General features: G+C 40.9%; 22 protein-coding genes. 16 read left to right on the top strand and 6 right to left on the bottom strand.

Annotated elements, in window-relative coordinates; translation table 11 throughout:
• Positions 1 to 20: 20 nt before the first annotated feature.
• Both AAEY57_RS04930 and AAEY57_RS04925 read right to left on the bottom strand, forming a co-directional pair.
• Positions 21 to 542: a calcium-binding protein gene (locus AAEY57_RS04930; RefSeq protein ID WP_010389775.1), complete on the bottom strand. Its 522-nt coding sequence runs from the start codon at positions 540 to 542 to the stop codon at positions 21 to 23.
• A 201-nt stretch (positions 543 to 743) separates the two neighbouring features.
• On the bottom strand, positions 744 to 1,175 hold the full coding sequence (locus AAEY57_RS04925) for an exonuclease III (protein WP_128583615.1): 432 nt from the start codon (positions 1,173 to 1,175) through the stop codon (positions 744 to 746).
• A gap of 240 nt (positions 1,176 to 1,415) precedes the next feature.
• On the opposite strand from AAEY57_RS04925, the gene xthA reads away from it, so the two are divergent.
• From xthA to rlmA, 3 genes are read left to right on the top strand one after another with little or no spacing between them, the layout of a single operon-like run.
• Positions 1,416 to 2,222 carry an exodeoxyribonuclease III gene (gene xthA, locus AAEY57_RS04920; RefSeq protein WP_013464795.1) on the top strand — a complete coding sequence of 269 codons (807 nt, stop codon included), beginning with the start codon at positions 1,416 to 1,418 and terminating at the stop codon, positions 2,220 to 2,222.
• Between the two features lie 5 nt (positions 2,223 to 2,227).
• Positions 2,228 to 2,875, top strand: a complete 648-nt coding sequence (locus tag AAEY57_RS04915; protein WP_350606697.1) for an energy-coupling factor ABC transporter permease — start codon at positions 2,228 to 2,230, stop codon at positions 2,873 to 2,875.
• On the top strand, positions 2,872 to 3,675 hold the full coding sequence (rlmA, locus tag AAEY57_RS04910; protein WP_013464793.1) for a 23S rRNA (guanine(745)-N(1))-methyltransferase: 804 nt from the start codon (positions 2,872 to 2,874) through the stop codon (positions 3,673 to 3,675). Before AAEY57_RS04915 ends, rlmA begins: the two co-directional genes overlap by 4 nt.
• Here the strand turns inward: rlmA and yfbV are convergent.
• On the bottom strand, positions 3,659 to 4,105 hold the full coding sequence (yfbV, locus tag AAEY57_RS04905; RefSeq protein WP_016899917.1) for a terminus macrodomain insulation protein YfbV: 447 nt from the start codon (positions 4,103 to 4,105) through the stop codon (positions 3,659 to 3,661). The genes rlmA and yfbV overlap by 17 nt on opposite strands.
• A 253-nt stretch (positions 4,106 to 4,358) precedes the next feature.
• Between yfbV and AAEY57_RS04900 the strand changes: the two genes are divergently transcribed.
• The 7 genes from AAEY57_RS04900 (at position 4,359) to AAEY57_RS04870 (ending at position 11,277) form a co-directional block, all read left to right on the top strand.
• The gene (locus AAEY57_RS04900; RefSeq protein WP_350606693.1) at positions 4,359 to 5,573 is read left to right on the top strand and encodes an acetate kinase; all 1,215 of its coding nucleotides are present in this window, start codon (positions 4,359 to 4,361) and stop codon (positions 5,571 to 5,573) included.
• Between the two features lies 1 nt (position 5,574).
• Positions 5,575 to 7,737, top strand: a complete 2,163-nt coding sequence (gene pta / locus AAEY57_RS04895) for a phosphate acetyltransferase (RefSeq protein WP_350606692.1) — start codon at positions 5,575 to 5,577, stop codon at positions 7,735 to 7,737.
• Between the two features lie 478 nt (positions 7,738 to 8,215).
• Entirely contained in the window at positions 8,216 to 8,602 is a 387-nt protein-coding gene (locus AAEY57_RS04890; protein WP_029609972.1) for an ACT domain-containing protein, read from the top strand.
• A 3-nt stretch (positions 8,603 to 8,605) separates the two neighbouring features.
• A complete protein-coding gene (locus AAEY57_RS04885) occupies positions 8,606 to 9,103 on the top strand; it encodes a PTS glucose transporter subunit IIA (protein ID WP_013464788.1) in 498 nt (165 codons plus the stop codon).
• A 4-nt stretch (positions 9,104 to 9,107) separates the two neighbouring features.
• Entirely contained in the window at positions 9,108 to 9,452 is a 345-nt protein-coding gene (locus AAEY57_RS04880; protein ID WP_013464787.1) for an ArsC family reductase, read from the top strand.
• Complete coding sequence (gene dapE / locus AAEY57_RS04875; protein WP_350606689.1) at positions 9,452 to 10,582, top strand: succinyl-diaminopimelate desuccinylase; 1,131 nt, start codon at positions 9,452 to 9,454, stop codon at positions 10,580 to 10,582. The genes AAEY57_RS04880 and dapE overlap by 1 nt, the downstream gene beginning before the upstream one ends.
• The gene (locus tag AAEY57_RS04870; RefSeq protein WP_350606686.1) at positions 10,582 to 11,277 is read left to right on the top strand and encodes a M15 family metallopeptidase; all 696 of its coding nucleotides are present in this window, start codon (positions 10,582 to 10,584) and stop codon (positions 11,275 to 11,277) included. Before dapE ends, AAEY57_RS04870 begins: the two co-directional genes overlap by 1 nt.
• Here the strand turns inward: AAEY57_RS04870 and AAEY57_RS04865 are convergent.
• Positions 11,264 to 12,139 (bottom strand): DMT family transporter, encoded by an 876-nt coding sequence (locus AAEY57_RS04865; RefSeq protein WP_335674725.1) that lies wholly within the window; start codon positions 12,137 to 12,139, stop codon positions 11,264 to 11,266. The two genes, AAEY57_RS04870 and AAEY57_RS04865, sit on opposite strands and share 14 nt — an antisense overlap.
• Positions 12,140 to 12,355: 216 nt before the next feature.
• Here AAEY57_RS04865 and AAEY57_RS04860 point away from each other — a divergent pair, with 216 nt between their 5' ends.
• The 4 genes from AAEY57_RS04860 to AAEY57_RS04845 are packed head-to-tail and all read left to right on the top strand — an operon-like array spanning position 12,356 to position 15,265.
• Positions 12,356 to 13,720 carry a COG3014 family protein gene (locus AAEY57_RS04860; RefSeq protein ID WP_335674724.1) on the top strand — a complete coding sequence of 455 codons (1,365 nt, stop codon included), beginning with the start codon at positions 12,356 to 12,358 and terminating at the stop codon, positions 13,718 to 13,720.
• 8 nt (positions 13,721 to 13,728) lie between these two features.
• Positions 13,729 to 14,154, top strand: coding sequence for a YcfL family putative periplasmic lipoprotein (locus AAEY57_RS04855; protein WP_016899910.1), 426 nt, complete (start codon positions 13,729 to 13,731; stop codon positions 14,152 to 14,154).
• A 10-nt stretch (positions 14,155 to 14,164) separates the two neighbouring features.
• On the top strand, positions 14,165 to 14,782 hold the full coding sequence (lpoB, locus tag AAEY57_RS04850; RefSeq protein ID WP_502935488.1) for a penicillin-binding protein activator LpoB: 618 nt from the start codon (positions 14,165 to 14,167) through the stop codon (positions 14,780 to 14,782).
• Positions 14,783 to 14,797: 15 nt separating this feature from the next.
• Complete coding sequence (locus AAEY57_RS04845; RefSeq protein WP_008110029.1) at positions 14,798 to 15,265, top strand: outer membrane lipoprotein; 468 nt, start codon at positions 14,798 to 14,800, stop codon at positions 15,263 to 15,265.
• 79 nt (positions 15,266 to 15,344) lie between these two features.
• On the opposite strand, the gene AAEY57_RS04840 is transcribed toward AAEY57_RS04845, so the two are convergent.
• A complete protein-coding gene (locus tag AAEY57_RS04840) occupies positions 15,345 to 15,791 on the bottom strand; it encodes a DUF4826 family protein (protein WP_008110031.1) in 447 nt (148 codons plus the stop codon).
• 121 nt (positions 15,792 to 15,912) lie between these two features.
• Positions 15,913 to 17,307 (bottom strand): M28 family peptidase, encoded by a 1,395-nt coding sequence (locus AAEY57_RS04835; protein ID WP_008110034.1) that lies wholly within the window; start codon positions 17,305 to 17,307, stop codon positions 15,913 to 15,915.
• A gap of 258 nt (positions 17,308 to 17,565) precedes the next feature.
• Between AAEY57_RS04835 and AAEY57_RS04830 the strand changes: the two genes are divergently transcribed.
• A complete protein-coding gene (locus AAEY57_RS04830; protein ID WP_008110035.1) occupies positions 17,566 to 18,021 on the top strand; it encodes a phosphate-starvation-inducible PsiE family protein in 456 nt (151 codons plus the stop codon).
• A gap of 109 nt (positions 18,022 to 18,130) precedes the next feature.
• Entirely contained in the window at positions 18,131 to 19,978 is a 1,848-nt protein-coding gene (locus AAEY57_RS04825) for an ABC transporter ATP-binding protein (protein WP_350606679.1), read from the top strand.
• Positions 19,979 to 20,002 lie beyond the last annotated feature (24 nt).

Raw genomic sequence — 20,002 nt, 5'->3', positions numbered from 1 at the left:
AGTGTATTTAATAATGTAATTTAGCTATTTTTAAACTGCTCAAGTGCATCATCTTCTGCAACAGAATCACCATGCTTTTGAATATAGCTGTTGAACTCTTTTTTGCTTACTTGTTTATCTTTATTACGATCCATGTAACCAAAATGATTTGATATATCATCGTCATCAGCTTCAGTAACTGAAATAAAGCCATTGCTATCATTATCTAGGCTTTTAAAATCATTTTCTATTTTATCAAACTTAGCAATATCAGCTTTAAATGCAGACTCACTCACTTCACTATCTGTAGCAACTTTTCCAGCATTTAGCTGCATATAAGCATCATATTCATTACGGCTTATTTGATTATCCATATTTGTATCTATGTTTGAAAAGTGCTGCCAAATACTATCATCGTCGGCTTCTGTTTTAGAAATAAAGCCATCGCTGTCGTTATCTAAGCTTGCAAAATCACTGTCGATTTTTTCTAAACCTTGATTTGAAGAACAAGCTGCTAAACTCAATGCGGCTAAAACAGTAGAAGCTATCGTTAATTTTTTCATCAGACGTATCCTTGTATTAATAAATTTCAATTTTAGTGATACAAATACGATGCCAAAAAAATAAACCATTAAAATCAGACAGTTAAACAAAAACAACTTCTATTGCGATATTTAATAATGCAATTTTTGCAAGCTACTCTGGTAATTTTTGCAAAAAAAAAGCTCGGTAAGAACCGAGCTATTTATATCTAATACGGTAATTTAGATTGCAGCGTTTTGGTAACGCTTCACAAAATCAGTTACGTTTTGGCCATTACACTTTAATGTGTTTAAGTTACCAATTTGCTTACGCACTGGTTGTAAGCCTTGCTTTAATGCAGTTATACATAACTGTGTTTCTTGATGTGAATCTTTTGCAAATACTTCAACTTTTGATGCTGCAGGCTGTGCTGCAGTTTGTTGTTTTGCAATATCGCGAATGTCTTGACCGTTACATAGGATACTTTTTGAATAACGCGATAAATATACACCGTGCTTTGCTGCCATTTTACGAGCAGCCGAAAAACCTTCATTGGCGCTTACTACGCACAAGTTTGACTCTAATTTATTGTCTTTGCTGTAATACGCATTGCTTTGTGCAGAAGCGGTAACAGAAACAAAAAGAGAGGCAGCTAAAAGTAATTGAGTTTTCATCAGGTAGTCCTATTTGAACGAGTTAAACAAACGATTTTTGCGCATTATATAGACAACTTTTAACATATCAATTGAATATTTTATTTAGTTTATTATTTAATATTGCATTTACAATGTTTAAACATTAAGCAGAAATTGATCAACATTTGTGCAGCTATTTTCTCGTTTCAGTCATGTTATGTCGCTCCAAATACTGATACAATTTAGCTAACAATGAAAATAAATTTGAAGGTAAACTTTATGAAAGTGATTTCTTTTAATATCAATGGCCTGCGTGCTCGTCTACATCAGTTACAAGCTATTATTGATAAACACCAGCCAGATATTATTGGTCTTCAAGAGATCAAAGTGCACGATGAAGCATTTCCGCTAGACGATGTACAAAAAATGGGTTATCACGTTTATTTTCATGGACAAAAAGCGCATTACGGTGTGGCAATGTTATGCAAAAAAGAGCCTAAGTCGGTATTAAAAGGCTTTTCCACCGACACAGATGAGTCGCAAAAGCGAATGATCAGCGTTACCGTAGAGCAAGAAAATGGCCGTGACCTGCATGTCATGAATGGCTACTTCCCGCAAGGCGATAACATCAACCACGAAACTAAATTCCCTTATAAACGTCAATTTTATCAAGACTTAATGACTCACCTAAATAGTCATTACACGCCTGATCAAGATGTAATTGTAATGGGCGATATTAATATCTCTCCAACCGATTTAGATATTGGTATTGGTGAGGTAAACGCAAAACGCTGGTTAAAAACCGGAAAATGTTCATTTCAACCCGTTGAGCGTGAATGGCTAGCAACGTTATTAAACTGGGGCTTTAAAGACACCTTTAGAGAGCAAAACCCAGAAACTAACGATCAATACTCGTGGTTTGACTACCGCTCTAAGGGTTTTGTTGATAATCGTGGACTAAGGATTGATGTGGTTTTGGCAACGCATGACTTAGCAGCTCGCTGTATCGACACCGGTATAGATTACGAATTACGTGCTATCGACAAGCCTTCAGATCATGCGCCTATTTGGTCTGAGTTTAATTAACGATTATGCTAAGCGTGCAATTACAGGCATTACTGTGGATTGGTGTTATTGCTATTGGCTTTTTAAGTGTTAATAAATCAACATACGCCAATTTATTTAATACGCCATCTAGGCAAACTGGCGTGTTTGCCTGCGCGCTGGTGCTCGCTTTACTATGGCGTATAAAAGCCGGTATTTTACCTGGTCTTGATCTTCATATATTGGGCATTACTGCTGTTACGCTGATTTTAGGCTGGCGTCTGGCTATTTTAAGTTGTGTATTAGCTACAGCCCTGCTAACTGCTTTTGGACAAATAGCATTCGAGCTGATTGCGGTAAAATTACTAATAAGTGCGTTTATTCCAGTATTATTAAGCTACTTTGTATTTATGCTTTGTTACCACTACTTAGCGCGGCACTTTTTTATCTATATATTTGTTTGTAGCTTTTTAACGGCTGGTGTCGTTGCTTGCGTTAACATTATACTCGGGGGTGTTTTTTATTACGCAATTGGCGAATATAATTGGCATCAGCTAACAGAAAACTACATTTATCTCAGTCCTATTTTAGCGTTTCCTGAAGCAATGCTAAACGGTATGGCAATAACTGTTATGATCACCTATCGCCCGCACTGGGTAAAAACTTTTTTTGATAAGGACTATTTAGGCTCATGAGTCTTCATTACCATTGCCCTATTTGCAAACTTCCATTGGCACTTAATGAAAAAACATTACGCTGTGATAATAACCACAGCTTTGATTTTGCCAAAGAAGGCTATGTAAACTTACTCCCCGTGCAAAATAAAAACTCTAAACAGCCCGGTGACTCTTTAGAAATGGTACAAGCAAGGCGTTCTTTTTTAGAGCAAGGCCATTATGCATTTTTACAGACGGCCTTAGCTAATTTAGTCAAACCGCTCAATGCAAATATAGTGATTGATTTAGGGTGTGGCGAGGGGTTTTACACCCATGCTATAGCAAATAACACGCAAGCTACTGTGTATGGAGTTGATATATCTAAGTCGGCGGTAAAATACGCAGCAAAACGATACAAACAATGTCAATTTAGCGTGGCATCAATAAGCCACGCGCCCTTTAATGATCACCTTGCTGATGTGTTAATTAGCGTGTTTGCCCCTTTGTTTGACGATGAACTTTCTCGCCTTGTTAAAGAGGATGGCTGTTTAGTGGTGGCAAGCCCTGGGCCTATGCACCTCAAAGAGTTGAAGAAATATATCTATAATACGGTAAATGAGCATACTGAAGTTGCTACGCCAACAGGCTTTAAACAATCATCGCAACAGCTCATTACAGAGCAAGTGTCACTCACATTTAGCGACGTAAGAAATTTAATAATGATGACACCCTTTGCATGGAAGTTCAGACCCGAGCATTGGCAGGCACTTGAACAAAAACAGCATCACAAGGTTACCTTGTCATTTTATATTAGCCAGTTTGTTAAAACTGCTCTTTAGTAAAGGTTTTATCCATTTTATCAAACATGTCTTTTAACAATTCAGCAAGCTCCAAATAGCGGGGCTTGTTTTTCCCCATTTGTGCGTCGTAACCGTTGGCGATCATTTTTGCAAACAACTCGTTGTACCATTGCAGCATAGCGGGTTCTAATTCTGTTTGCGCACGTTTACCTAGCCATAAAAGCCCTTGTAACGGCAAGGAGATAAAAAATAGACTACTGGCAATAGCTTGAGGTAAAAAATCAGGGCCTAAATAATTAAGCTGAAAAAACAAAGTTAGCATGGCTAAAATAGGCATTACTGTAATCGCAAGCTCGGTTGCTCTGATCACTTTAAACTCGGCAAATAATGGCGCGACCTCTTTACGCATAGGCCATGTTTTAGCATAAGCGCGCCCTAATTGAACTTGTGATATCACACTTTTTTGCATTATAAATCCTCACAATCACGGCATTTAACACTTGTAAAAGCATCTTGCTTATAAAAGTGTAACACAACTCTCACTTTATCGGTAAAAATGCTTAATTTCATTAGTAAAACTCACAAAAAGCATAAATTATCGAAAGAATTCCACAAAGCCCTTTTAATAAAGTCAACTACACTTTAGTCTATACCCATTTAAGCTTACAATGCTTATATATCAACCAAGTGTACTGATTAATATTTAAATGGAAAATGAATCTATGCCAACTCTCCCAAAAAAAACAAACCATGTTTTGGTACTTAATTGTGGAAGCTCAAGTTTAAAGTTTGCAATTATTGATGCAAACACAGGAAACGACATTATTTCAGGTTTAGCTGAGCGCCTAGGTGCAGATGCTCCCTCAATAAAATATAAATTTAAGGGAGAAAAGACCACCATTAAACTTGCTGCTAATCAGGCACATGCCCATGCCATTGATACGCTGGTTGATTTAATAAAAGATCACAATCTTGATGAGCAACTAGTTGCTGTTGGTCATCGTGTTGTGCATGGTGGTGAGCATTTTACCCAATCAGTATTAATTGACGAACGCGTTATTGCAGGTATCACGCAAGCAGCTACGCTAGCACCTTTGCATGGCCACGCTAACTTACTGGGTATTTCATCAGCGCAAGCATCATTTAAAAATTTACCGCAAGTAGCCGTGTTCGACACGGCATTTCATCAAACGATGGATGAAGTCGCTTATCTTTATGCCCTTCCTTATCAGCTTTATAAAGACTTTGGTGTTAGGCGCTATGGTTTTCATGGCACCAGCCATTTTTATGTGGCAGGACAAACTGCGAAGTTGTTGGCACTTCCTATTGAAAACAGTAACTTTATTAGCGCCCACTTAGGAAACGGCTGTTCAGTGTGTGCGATTAAAAATGGCAAAAGTGTTGATACCAGTATGGGGTTAACCCCGCTTGAAGGGCTTGTTATGGGTACGCGCTGTGGCGACATTGATCCGGGCCTATTTAACTTTTTAACCACGCAACTCGATTACACTGCTCAGCAAATTGATGACTTACTCAATCAAAAAAGTGGTTTATTAGGCATAAGCGAGTTGTCTAACGATTGTCGCACCATAGAAGAAGCCGCTATTGCAGGCAACCAGCAAGCTATGCTGGCACTTAATATGTTTTGTTACCGCCTCGCAAAACAAATAGCCGCTTACATGGTTCCGCTGCAACAGCTAGACGCAGTTATTTTTACCGGCGGTATTGGCGAAAATTCCGATATTATCCGTGATAAAGTACTTAAACAATTGGCCTTTTTAGGTATTAATTTAGACCCACAAGCAAACCTTGATGCACGTTTTGGCCAAGCTGGGTTAATTAGTACAGCTGATTCACGTAGCAAAGCGGTTGTTATGCCCACTAACGAAGAATGGGTGATCGCACTTGATGCCGCAAACATCACCAAGGAGTTATAATATGGCTCGTCGTATTATGTTGATCCCCGTTTCTACTGGGGTTGGTTTAACCTCAGTATCGGTGGGTTTGGTAAGGGCGCTGGAACAAAAAACTGTTAAAGTTAATTTTTTTAAACCTATAGCCCAACCACGCGCGGGTGAAACAGGCCCAGAAAAGTCAACACAAATTGTTACCCAAGGCTCACCTATTGATCCACCCACGTCATTTGCGCTGGATTACGCCGAGCAAATGATTGGCGATGGCAAAGGCGATGACCTGCTAGAAGAAATTGTAGAGCGTTTTCAAAGTAAAATTAACGATGATGAAGTGGCTATTATTGAAGGCATGGTGCCTACTCGTCGCCAACCGTATGCGGGGAGAGTTAATCGCGAAATCGCACAAACTTTAGGGGCGGATATCGTTTTTGTACTTACCCCTGGCAATTACAACATTACTCAAATTGAAGACCGACTTGAAATAGCCGCTGGAAATTACGGTGGCATAGATCACCCTCGTGTGCTGGGTTGTATTTTCAATAAAGTAAATGCCCCTCTAGATGAAGAAGGTCGCGCTCGCGCTGATTTAGTCGATACTTACAAGCCAGAAGCGCTTGATAACGAGCTTAACCGCCTGGCCTCTTTACCTATTTTTAGAAAAAATCCTTTTATGTTACTTGGTGCCATTCCGTGGGATTTTGAGCTGGTAGCGCCGCGCGTTAAAGATTTAAGTGCCTATTTAAAAGCCACTATTATTAACGAAGGTGACATGGTACATCGTCGACTAAGACGCATTACTTTTTGCGCCCGCACGGTATCAAATATTCTAAATTATTTTACCCCAGGTGCGTTATTGGTCACCCCAGGCGATCGTTCAGATATATTGGTTGCAGCCTGCTTGTCTGCTATGAATGGTACTAAACTAGGCGCTATTTTGCTCACCGGTGGCTTTGAGCCTGAGCCGCGCATCATGGCGCTGTGCGAACAAGCCATGCAAACAGGGCTGCCTATTTTAGCAACCGAAGGCGACACTTGGCGCACCTCGTTATTACTGCATAACTTTAACCTAGAAGTGCCAAGCGATGATGAACAGCGCATAGAAAAAGTAAAAGATCATAACGCTGCACATATCGATTCTTATTGGCTGGACACATTAGCAAAAAGTGTGGGAAAAACCCGCAAGTTATCCCCCCCTGCCTTTAGGTATTTATTAACCGATAAAGCCCGTAAAGCGGATAAAACGATTGTGTTGCCTGAGGGTAACGAGCCTCGTACCATTAAAGCCGCTGCCATTTGTGGCCAGCGCGGTATAGCTAAAACAATTTTACTTGGCGATCGCGATGAAATATTGCGTATCGCCGAGCAGCAAGGCATTGAGCTTAACGAGCATGTAACCGTAATTGAGCCAAGCAGTATCATAAATGATTACGTAGCACCTATGGTGGAAATTCGTAAAAATAAAGGTCTTACCGAAGTAGTTGCCCAAGAGCAACTTCAAGATCACGTCGTACTTGGTACTATGATGCTAGAGCAAGGTAAAGTTGATGGCCTGGTATCGGGTGCGGTAAACACCACTGCCAATACCATTCGCCCACCGTTACAGTTAATTAAAACCGCGCCAGGTTCATCATTAGTGTCTTCTGTATTCTTTATGCTATTGCCTGATCAGGTTTTGGTTTATGGTGATTGCGCTATTAACCCTGATCCTAATGCTGAACAACTAGCCGACATTGCAATTCAATCTGCCGATTCTGCTGCCGCATTTGGCATAGAACCTCGTGTAGCAATGATAAGTTACAGCACGGGTAATTCGGGCAGTGGAGCTGATGTAGAAAAAGTCCGCGAAGCAACAAAAATTGCCCAACAAAAGCGTCCTGATCTCATTATCGATGGGCCATTGCAATACGATGCGGCCATTATGGAAAGTGTAGCTATTAAAAAAGCGCCAGATAGCCCGGTTGCCGGTAAAGCAACCGTGTTTATTTTCCCTGATTTAAATACGGGTAATACCACCTACAAAGCAGTGCAACGAAGCGCCGATTTGATCAGTATTGGTCCTATGTTACAAGGGATGCGCAAACCTGTTAACGACTTAAGCCGTGGCGCGTTAGTTGACGATATTGTGTATACCATTGCTTTAACAGCCATTCAGGCGGCGCAAGTAGAAGCGCTTAATAAAGGGCTGTAATTAACATGCCCTTTTTATAGCCTAGCCATTTTTTATTTAATAATTAACTGGTTAGGCTATTTATACCTCACAACCCCCAAGCTTATCCACAGAAATTGTGGACAATTATTTTTTAGCTAATAAAAATATAGCACTGCCTAGGGTCTGTTGACCTTTGCGGATTACAATTTGTTCAAACTAGGAGCGGTTTAATCGCGGCGCGAGGTTTGTAACCTAGTGGGCTAAGTAAAAACCGAGCAACAAAGAGTAAATCGCTCCTAGGCAGAACCCTTCGGGCAGCGCCTGTTTGGCATTGATGCTGCGTTATTGCCTATTTATGGGGAATAACCACACCACATAGGCGCTGCCTTGCCTAAATACCAAACAGACTGCTGCAAATTTAACCTTGAAAGGTCAACAGACCCTAAACTTGAGCCTTTAATTTAGCTTCAATACTCTATACTATAAAGCTATTATTTTGCTGCTGGCGATACGTTTAATGTCAAAACAAACATTACAATTACACAGCACCGTGTTATCTATTCATAGTTTAGCCCTTGATGCTGACATACCGCCTGCGCTGTTAAAACAACCGTTATTTTTTATCTCAAAAACGCATGATGAACTGTCAGTTGTTTGCCCTGTCGACTTTATTATTGATAGCCAAGATACTGAATCTAATTGGCAAGCACTGGAAGTAATAGGTCCTTTAGGGTTTTCGTTAACTGGCATTATGGCAAACCTGTCAGGCGTATTAGCCAGAGCCGGCGTGTCCATTTTTTCGATATCGACCTACGATACCGACTATATTTTAGTAAAAAAACAAACGGTCACCAAAGCAATTACAGCCCTTAAAGCCGATGGCTACAACGTGGTAACTCAATAAATAATGAAATCTGAAGACGTTAGCTATTTAACTAAAAATAAAATTGGCCGAAACGCGATACAAATCACGAGTCCGTTCAGTGGTAAAGTGATGCCAATGGAAGAGCATCCACAACCCTTTTTTCGTTTTGGCACACTCGGCCCAGGTATTGTTGTTAGTTTATCGAGTCATAAAGTATTAGCGCCCTTCAATGGCACCTTACTGCAGGTAAAAAGTGCCGGTTGTGAATTTATTTTAAAAGCCAATAACGGCTTAAAAGTATTAATAAACCTAGCGGTTCCCGATTCACAAACACTTACGCATACTCATATTGCTCAGCTTAACGGCAGCAAAATAACCAAAGGCCAACGCCTTGCTTATTTTGATTTACGTGAGCTCGACTCGCCTATTTTAGCCAGCCTTATAATTCTCAATGGCCATAATTTAGGCACTTTTCATTATTCTCACCCGCAAGTTAATGCCGGTGTAGATACCTTATTAACTATTATTAAAAAGAAGTAGATTTATGATCACTCTCTATGGCATTAGCAACTGCGATACAATTAAAAAAGCAAAAAAATACCTAAGCGATAACGACATCGCATTCACTTTCCATGACTACCGCAAAGACGGCGTTAATAACGACATGGTAAGCGACTTTGCAGAACATATTGATTGGGAACAATTGGTTAATAAACGTGGCACAACGTACAGAGCGCTCACTGATGAGCAAAAACAAAGCTTAACCAAACAAACCGCCATAGATTTACTCGTTGAACAACCGGCGATGATCAAACGCCCTGTACTTGTTAATAACGGGCAATATCACTTAGGCTTTAAAGCAGCACAATACGATGAGATTTTTAAATAATGACCCATCCAGTAATTACCCTAGCCCAAGCCTTAATTCAGCGAAAGTCGGTTACACCTGAAGATGCCGGGTGCCAACATATGATGAATGAACGCCTAAGCGCCATTGGCTTTGATATTGAATCGCTCTTTTTTACTGACACGCTCAATACTTGGGCACGAAAAGGCACGCAATCACCGCATTTTTGTTTTGCCGGTCATACTGATGTGGTGCCCACTGGGCCTGAAAAAAACTGGCAGCACCCGCCTTTTGCAGGCCTAATTGAAGACGGCTTATTACATGGCCGTGGCGCTGCCGACATGAAAGGCTCATTAGCAGCGATGATTGTGGCAACCGAACGCTTTGTGACTAAGCATCCAGATCACAAAGGTTCCATTTCGTTTTTAATTACCTCAGATGAAGAAGGCCCGTTTATTAACGGCACTACCCGCGTGATTGATACTTTAGAGGAGCGCGGTGAAAAAATAGATATGTGCCTTGTAGGTGAACCCTCTTCTCGCGATGTACTTGGTGATGTGGTTAAAAATGGCCGCCGTGGTTCACTCACGGGGTTTTTAACTATAAAAGGCGTGCAAGGTCATGTGGCCTATCCACATTTAGCACAAAACCCAATTCATTTAGCCACGCCAGCTTTAACCGAGTTAAGCCAAACTGTGTGGGATATGGGTAATGACTTTTTTCCAGCCACCAGCTTTCAAATCTCTAATATTAATGGCGGTACGGGCGCAGGCAATGTGATCCCTGGGGAGCTTGAGGTACAATTTAATTTTAGATTTAGTACCGAAGTTACTTATCAACAACTACAACAAAAAGTAAATTCCATTTTACAAAAACACAATTTAAATTATAAACTCAATTGGATTGTGAATGGCTTGCCGTTTTTAACCGATCACGGCCCATTGGTTGATGCCACCGTAGCCGCCATTAAATCGGTAACGGGGTTAACCACTAACTTAGAAACAACAGGTGGCACCTCAGATGGTCGTTTTATCGCACAAACGGGTGCTAAAGTTATTGAATTAGGGCCACGTAATGCCACTATTCATAAAGTGGACGAGTGTGTTAGCACCGACGATCTAATCGCGCTGGCCGATATTTACGAACAAATATTAGAGCACCTGTTAACTTAATGACTGCAAATAAAGAACTCATACAATGCATCACTGGCCAAAGTGATGCACATTTAGTTGCCATACAAAATCACTTTTTGCATGCCGATATTGTAAATGACTTTATTGCACTGCAAACAGCGGCTGCATCAGCAGGCTTTGATTTATGTATTGCATCAAGTTTTCGGGATTTTAACCGTCAATCAGCTATTTGGAACGCTAAATTTTCCGCTAAGCGGCCGGTATTAAACAAAGCGCAGCAACACGTTGATATTAATTCGCTCAGTGATATTGAGAAATGCATTGCCATTATGCTTTATTCTGCGCTACCGGGGGCAAGTCGCCATCATTTAGGGACTGATTTAGATATTTACGATAAAGGCGCAGTGAGTGACGATTATGTTTTGCAATTGAGCCCTAATGAATATCAGCAAGGTGGGCCTTTTGCTAAACTAAGCCAATGGCTAGACACTCATCTAGCAGAATTTGGATTTTATCGACCTTACCAGTACGACTTGGGCGGGGTAGCTCCTGAGCTTTGGCATATTAGCCACATAGCGCAATCAGCGCAGCTTGTTCGTCACCTTACGCCAGAAGTGTTGCACGACTGCATTAAGCACAGTGATTTATTAGGTAAAGACGCTATTTTAACCCACTTACCTGCATTGTATGAACGCTTTGTGATCAATGTAAGTCCACCAGCTAAGCAGTTTTAGTCTTTTTATTTAAAGTAAAAACCAATACCGCTAGTAAAATGATACTGCTGGGGAGCATAAATTGCAGAGTTAATGTCTCTGATAAAAACACTGCCCCTGCAATAGCCGCCAAAACGGGCACGCATAACTGCACTATGGCTGCATGCGTGCTCTTTAATAGTGGCATAGCCACATACCAAATACTGTACCCTACGCCAGATGCGATGGCACCTGAGGCTATTGCGAGTAATGCCCCTTCGATACGAATATTTTTAAGCTGGCTCATTCCCACCACAATTAAAATAGGTAGCACTAATAAACTACGAATAAAATTAAAGGCAGTGGCTCTTAGCGGCGACACACACGCCTTGCCACGAATACTGTAAATTCCCCACGCAATGCCACTTATACTCATTAATAATGCAGCCATCAGCGGTGGGGCTGTCTGTGAGGGCAGCATTAAGTAAACAAATGCCGCAAACGCCACTATAAATGCAAGCCATTGCACAGCACTTAAACGCTCTTGTTTATATATGCCCCAGCCAATCATTGTAAATTGCACCGCCGAGAATAAAATAAGCGCCCCCATGCCGGTATCAAGCTCGATATAAGCAACAGAAAAACACAGCGCATATATCAATAAGCTAGCACTGCTTCGCCAACTGCCAGTATCGTTAATAATAGGATTACTTAACTGCGCTTTTTTACTTAACTGCCTAGTATAGAGCAGCATAATAATGGTCAAACACACTGCCCCGCTCAGTAACCTAATAACGGTAAAATTCCACGCATCAATGTAGCCTTGCGCCAACGCTAACCGACATAATAACGAATTTGCAGCAAAGGCAACTAACGCGATAATAGTAAACAGTGTTGCTTTCAAATTAATTCCTAACGTATTGATAAATATGTACCGTATTTATATACCGATTAAATTAACGTCCAATGTTGTAAACGTTACCATGGTTATTTTTTAAATGATAAAGTTTTTATTAAGGGTTTTTGTTCTATGTTTATACACTACGCTTTTTTACAATCTTTCACACTTGTATTTATTGGCAGTATGTTAACCTTACAGAATAAATAAGAAGGAGTGCGCGTGCGTCACATTTTAATTTTTAGTCTTTGCTTTATTGTAAGTGGTTGCAGCACCATTGGCTTTGACGATCTCTTTAATGATTACGCCACTAATACCACCCCTATTAGGCAAGCCATTACGAATAATAATATTGAGAGTGCACGCTCCTTAATAAGCAAAAACAGCAAAACACACAGTAATTATTTATTGAGCCAATTAGAACAAGGCCGTATCGCGGATTTAGCCAATAACCCCGATAACCCACAAGTTCATTTTGAAACTGTCTATCAACAAATGCAATCTAAGCGCCAAGCTGCAAAAATACAAGTAAGTGCTGGGCTTGAGCAAAGTAATGCGCTGTTAACCAACGACTCAGCTATTGGTTATACACCGCCCGCCTACGAAATGAGTATGTTGCATAGCTACAAAGCGCTCAATTATGTTTATAAACATGATATTGAAAGCGCCTTAGTTGAAATACGCCGTGCTAATAAAGTACAAGTTGATGAACTATTAAGTAATCAAAGCGAATTTGATAATGCGGTTGCCCAAGCACAGCAACACTATCCCGATATGGATAACTTAATTCGCTCGGTCAAAAATGGCTTTCAAAATGCGTACACGTTTTATTTATCAGGGTTACTATATGAAACGGCAAAGCAAGGTGATGATGCCTACATAGACTATAAAAAAGCGCTCGAAATACAACCTAACAATCCGTATTTACAACACGATGTACTGCGTCTTGCTAAGCAGCAAGGTTTTGCCGATGACTATAGCCAATTTAAACGCCAGTTTGGTGAAGTTAACAGCTTAGAAAAAAACCAAGGCGAAGTGGTTATATTATTCGAACAAGGCCTGATACCAAAACAACACGAATTTAAATTACGATTACCAATTTATACTTCACAAGGAGACGCCCGCTTTTATAGTCTCGCCATGCCCATTTATATAAATAATGCTTATGTAAGCACCGTTAACAACGTCAAAATTAATGACCATTTATTATCACTAAGCCCGCTAGTGCACTTAGAAGCACTGGCCGCTAAAACGTTAGAGCAGCAAGTTGCTGGGCGCGTATCGAGGCAAATATTGCGCTTAGTGGCGAAAGAAAAGCTGCGCGCTGAGCTTGCCCGCAGTGGCGGTGATGTGGGGAATATTTTAGCAAACTTATATAATCTTGCTTCTGAGCAAGCCGATACCCGCAGCTGGCTTACCTTACCCAATCAAATTAGTCTTGCCCGCAGTGCAGTGACTGCAGGCGAACATACCTTAAATGTTGGCTCACAACCGCCAATAAATTTTACCGTTAGTAAGCAAAGGTTAACGTTAATCTACCTAACCTCTGTTAATAACTATTTTAACTCCCATGTAGTGCAACTTTAGGAGCCATCATGAAATACATACTCCCCATTATTGCGTTGTTTATGCTTAGTGCATGTAGCAGCCGACCTGTAACCTCAGGCATTGGAGTTGAACAAACTACCAACGCCTACAAAGAGCAGCTCAACGTTAATAACCCGCAATTAGCTAAAAAGCTTTTAATTAGTGATGTAAAAACGCGTCAAACAAATAACCTGACCGATGTAGTGGTTACTTTAGCGAGTACCTATAAAAAGTCGCAATACTTACAGTATCAATTTAACTGGTTTGATAAAGATGGCTTTGTTATTAAAGGCAACCACTCACCGTGGCAAGCCCTAACATTATTTGGCTTTGCTAAAACTCAGCTTGCAGGACTAGCACCTAGCCCTAATGCCGTTACTTTCTCTTTAGCTGTAAGAGAAGTGTCTACTGAAGCACAAGAATTTAAAGATTAAGGAAACCATGATGATCAATAAACAATTTAAATCACTCTCTGGCTATGCAATTTTTGGCTTAGCCGCACTCACACTAACCGGCTGTGCCAACAAAGCGGTTGTCAGCTATGGTGATGCCCAAGCCGTAGAAACCACAGATATAAACTTTGGCTCTACTGACTTACAAAAAGTTGCCTCGCAAATGACCGACTCTCTGCTTAGTTCGCCTGTGGTTGGTACTATGACCGCCAATACACGCCCTGTGGTATTTGTAGAGCGTATTAAAAATAAAACCAGTGAACACATAGATACAGAATCAATCACCGACTCAATCTCTACTCAATTACTGCGTAGCGGCAAATTTAGATTTGTTGATATGACCCGTGTAGAGGCGGTTCGTGAGCAAATTACATTTCAAAACGAAGACGCCTTAGTCAACCCAAGTACTGCGGTGGCTTTTGGTAAGCAAATTGGTGCGCAATATATGCTGTACGGTAACCTATCAAGCATTGTTAAATCTAATGCAGATAAAGCCGATGTGTACTACAAATTTACAATGCGTTTAATGGATATGCAAAGCGGCCTTGTTGAATGGGCTGACGAAACTGAAATTCGTAAAACGCGTGAAAAATCAACGTTTGGTTGGTAATAACAGGAGCGAATTATGAAAACGCTTAGCTTAATTTTATGCGCTTTATTAGTAGTAAGTACCCCAACGTTTGCCAAGTACGAACGCAATAAAGCCGTTCCTGTACAGCAAGTACTATTTGGTAAAGTAAAGTCGGTTCGCACTATTACTGAGCAACAATTAGTACAAGACAAAAGTAACGGCTGGAAAACCTTTGGCGGTGCCTTACTAGGCGGTGTTATTGGTAACCAGTTTGGCGGCGGCAGTGGTCGAACTGTAGCGACTATTTTAGGATCGGTGATTGGTGGTAACGTTGCTCATAATCAGCAGCAAACACAGCGCTATGAAAACACACAGCTCGTTGAATTACTGATACAAGTAGAAAGTGGTGAGCAATTTATGGTGGTACAAGACAACGATCCCGCTATGCGTTTTCACCAAGGGGATAATGTTCGCCTGATCTACTTAACCAATAACACGGTGCGAGTAGATAGCGCGTATTAATATTCTTTTGACGGCATAGCTGAAAAAACCTAACTTAGGTAACTAAGTTAGGTTTTTTTAAAGGTAATTACGCTTATTTTTAAGCTGGTTCTTTTGCCCAAAGCTGCTCATTTTCATGCATTTCATATAAGCCATGAGCACGGTTTATAAGTAAGTTTGCAAAGTCGGCTTGGGTTTTATCTCGTGCACCCGCGGTAATAATTTGGTCGGCCTTTAACTGCCACTGCAGTGAAAAATAACGCATGGCATCACGTGCATCTTTTGCTGCAGACGCTTCAGCGTGATCAGTTGGTAAACGACCGGTGATCACCCAGTAGCTTTTACCGTTTTGCGCTTTAAATTTCCAAAGCGCGCATAAAGGCGCTAAAAAACGGCTTTCTTTTTCAAGCAAGGTTTTAGGCATAATGCCTTTTTCAGCTAAATGTTTTTGCGCATTTTGAAAACATTCGCGCTGCCATTGAATTTCTTGTTGCTGAAGTTCAGCTTGCTGCTCTGGTGTTAATGGTTTTTGTTCTTGTTGCTGCATTTTAATAACCTTTTTACTTCTTTGTTTACACTTTAAGGGCATAACAAATAAGGCGCAAGCATAAATAGCGTGCTTAACACCTTATTCACAGCTGTTTGCTGGGTTTTTAAGCAAAGTACACTTACTTTATGTTGTGATCAAACGAACCCACAGCACCTGGGAATACCACTGGCGACTCAATACCCTGTTTATTCACGCTAGCAACTCCAAAATAGTAGTTATCAATAACCACATTTTTTAGGGTAAATTCACTGACCTTATCAACCCATTGACTGTATTGCCATTGTGGTTCACTAGTATATCGCCAGTATATACGATAGCCTGCTACATTTTTATCCTCTGTTGGCTGCCAAGAAAGAGTGGTACTGGCGCGTACGGCACCACTAATTTTCACCTCTTTTGGTGGCGCAGGAGCCCACGCCATTGACGCAAGGCTTACCGCATTTAACGAGGTAAGTTTTGCGGCGTAATCAAAATCCACCCCATCAATAGTATCACCGTACACTACCCCATTTTCGATGCGCAGGTCTTGATGTTGGCGATCATAATGCTCGTTGGTTTCCATAATGCGCACAGCCGCAAAACCCGCATCATTAAACGGACGATGATGCCCGCCTCGTGCAAAACGGTCGAGTCTGTATACCAGCATGGTATCTAAGTTCTCAATGTATTTATCAGCAATGGTGTCTATGTAACGCGCTAAATTACGGCTCGCTGAGTCAACTTCGCCGCCAGTAAAACGACGAGTACGGGCTTGTTCCTTAGTTTCAACTACACGCGTACCTTCAGAAAAAATACGTGCAGTGGTGTTATCGGTTACGCCATTAATGCCGGTAATGTTACCAATCATGTCGTTATTTAAAACACCATGAACCTGCCAGTTATTTTTTTGTGCATAAGCAGTTAAAATTTTACCGCCAAATAAACCTTGCTCTTCACCTGAGAGTGCTGCATATACCACTGAGCCATTAAATGTATATTGCGATAACACCCGTGCCGCTTCAATCACACCGGCAACCCCTGATGCATTATCGTTTGCCCCAGGTGAATCGCTAGTAAAATCCATAACATCACTAACGCGTGAGTCTATATCTCCCGACATCATCACCATACGGTTAGGATCGGTGTTACCGCGCTGAATCGCAATTATGTTAACCACTTCCACGGGTTCAGGAATGCGCTTTTCACCCGAGATGGTTTGTTTTACTTCTAGTATCTCTAAACAGCCACCACACTGTGCCGAAATTGCTTCAAATTCTTTTTTTATCCAGCGTCTTGCCGCGCCAATACCACGGGTATCCGATTTAGTTTCAGATAAAGTATGGCGGGTACCAAAATCCACTAACGTTTGAATATCATCTCCAATACGCTGCGCTGAAATTTGATCTGCAATATTGTGCAATGATGCTTGTTGTGTGGTTTGTGCAGCCACACTATAAAATGACGCGCTACAAACAGATGCAACCGCACTATACTTAATAATCCGAGTAACTAACTTTAAAGGTGAAATTGACATAGCAGTTTAATCCTTATTGTTGATGTTTTTAAAATGACAGCTCTGCAGGTATACAGCAATGCATTTGAGATAGACGTTAAAAACCTCAGGTTAAATTACATTTAATTAACACGCTTAGTTTAGCTATCGCTTGCTCAGTTTCTAGTTTAATAAAAATAATCACTTATGCTGTTTTGTACGTATATTAAAGAGAGAAACACGATTAATCAGCTATCATTTTATATACCCAGTTTAAAAATAATAAGGTGCTGTAAAAATATGAAGAAACACGAAGAATTACCTGAGGATCATGTTGACCCGCTTATGCAGTATTTACATCATGCGATTCGCTTTGCTATTAAAATATTAGCGGTGCTCATGGTGCTAGTTATTTTTTGGAGTATTGCTGATGTAGTATATGTTTTATATATGCGATTGAGCTCTCCCCCTTACTTTTTATTAAACATTGAAGACATTCTGCAAACCTTTGGTGCTTTTATGGTGGTGCTTATTGCGGTAGAAATATTTACCAATATTCGTTTATATTTAGGCTCCAGTTCACTTCCGGTTGAGCTGGTCATTGCCACCGCACTAATGGCTGTGGCGCGTAAAATTATTGTTTTAGATTTAAAATTAGTGACCTCAGAGCAAATTATTGGCCTTGCATTAGTGACTTTAGCCTTAGGTATATCTTACTGGCTGGTAAAAAATAAAACCGGTCATACAAAACTGTAAATCGTTAACTTAACTTAAGATAACAGCTAAATACCTCATTCCCACTGCGCCTTTGCGCTTTACAATGGTATAGTGGGATACCTCTATAAATACTTAATAAGCTTCTAATATGTATCGATTATTTGAACGGATGACTAAACCGTTCCCGGAGCGTTCTCCATCTCAGCCTCCTAATACCTTATTTGCCTTTTGCCGCCATTACACCAAAGGCATGGAACTGTCGTTAGTGCTTATGTCGCTCAGTGCCGCATTATTAGCTATTTTAGAAGTGTCTTTATTTAGTTACATGGGGCAACTGGTTGACTGGCTCGGCGAGTACACCCCTAACGAGCTATTTTCACAGCAACAATCCGAATTAATAAAGATGGGGTTAATGCTCTTGGTCGTGATGCCCATGGTAGTCTTTTTTAGGTCGGCTATTTTACACCAAGCACTGCTGGGCAACTATCCGATGTCGATACGTTGGTTAGCGCACCGTTATTTATTACGCCAAAGTGTTAGCTTTTATCAAAATGAATTTGCCGGAAGAATAGCTACTAAAGTGCTGCAAACCTCATTGGCCGTGCGTGAGTCAGTCACTAAGTTACTTGACGTATTGATGTACATTGCCGTTTATTTTGGCTCAATGGTGTTTTTAGTAGCCGCCTCAGATTGGCGCTTAATGCTGCCGTTATTAGTGTGGTTAGCATTATATATTTGCGTGCAAATTTACTTTGTACCACGGTTAAAAAGCATTGCTAGCTCACAAGCTGATGCACGCTCAGAAATGACTGGCCGTATTGTTGATAGCTACACCAATATTTCAACCATTAAGCTGTTTTCTTATACTCAACGCGAAGAGCAATATGCTAAACAAAGCATGGATGTATTTTTACAGCCTGTATATAAACAAATGCGTTTGGTAACCAGCCTTAACGTGGTTATTCAAAGCTTGAACTATTTACTGGTATTTTCGGTGGCAGCAGTGTCTTTGTATTTATGGTCGTTAAGCGCCATTAGTGCAGGAGCGATTGCCGTGGCATTGAGTTTATCGTTAAGGCTTAATGGTATGGCCCAATGGATCATGTGGGAAATTAGCAGCTTGTTTGAAAACATTGGTACCGTAGCCGATGGCATGCGCACCCTTTCTAATCCTATTGCGGTTGCTGACAAACCAGAAGCCGAAACGTTAAAGGTCACCCAAGGGGCAATCGACTTTAATAATGTATATTTTAACTACGGTAAAGCCGCGAATGAAAATAACCGTGGCCCCGTAATAAACGGATTAAACTTAAACATTAAACCCGGCGAAAAAATCGGCTTAGTGGGTCGTTCTGGCGCGGGTAAATCCACATTAGTTAACTTGTTGCTGCGCTTTTACGACACCGACAAAGGCAGCATTAGTATTGATGGCCAAAATATCACGGATGTAAGCCAAGAAAGCCTTCGCCGCTATATTGCTATGGTTACCCAAGATACATCCCTACTGCATCGTTCAGTAAAAGATAACATTTTATACGGCAGACCCGATGCCACAGAAGCCGAAATGCTCGATGCGACTAAGCAAGCCAAAGCCCTTGATTTTATAACCGATTTAGAAGACAGCAAAGGCAACAAAGGCTTTGATGCGCAAGTAGGCGAACGAGGGGTCACCCTGTCAGGCGGTCAGCGCCAACGTATTGCTATTGCACGCGTACTACTTAAAAACGCACCAATCCTCATACTTGATGAAGCCACCAGCGCTTTAGACTCTGAAGTCGAAGCGGCTATTCAAGCAAGCTTAGATGATTTAATGACAGGTAAAACAGTAATCGCCATTGCCCATCGATTATCGACCATTGCACAAATGGACAGACTCATCGTGCTTGATGAAGGCGGCGTTGTAGAGCAAGGCAGTCACGATGAATTAATTGCCCAAGGCGGCATTTACGCTGCTCTTTGGGCGCATCAAACCGGTGGTTTTATTGGCGTTGAGTAATTAGGTTAACAGGGCAAGCTGAAT

Origin of the sequence: Pseudoalteromonas sp. MER144-MNA-CIBAN-0113 (assembly GCF_040308965.1) — a bacterium.
GTDB lineage: Bacteria > Pseudomonadota > Gammaproteobacteria > Enterobacterales > Alteromonadaceae > Pseudoalteromonas > Pseudoalteromonas tetraodonis.
Note: the sequence above shows the minus strand (reverse complement) of the source record. Positions and strands in the feature narration are given on the sequence as shown.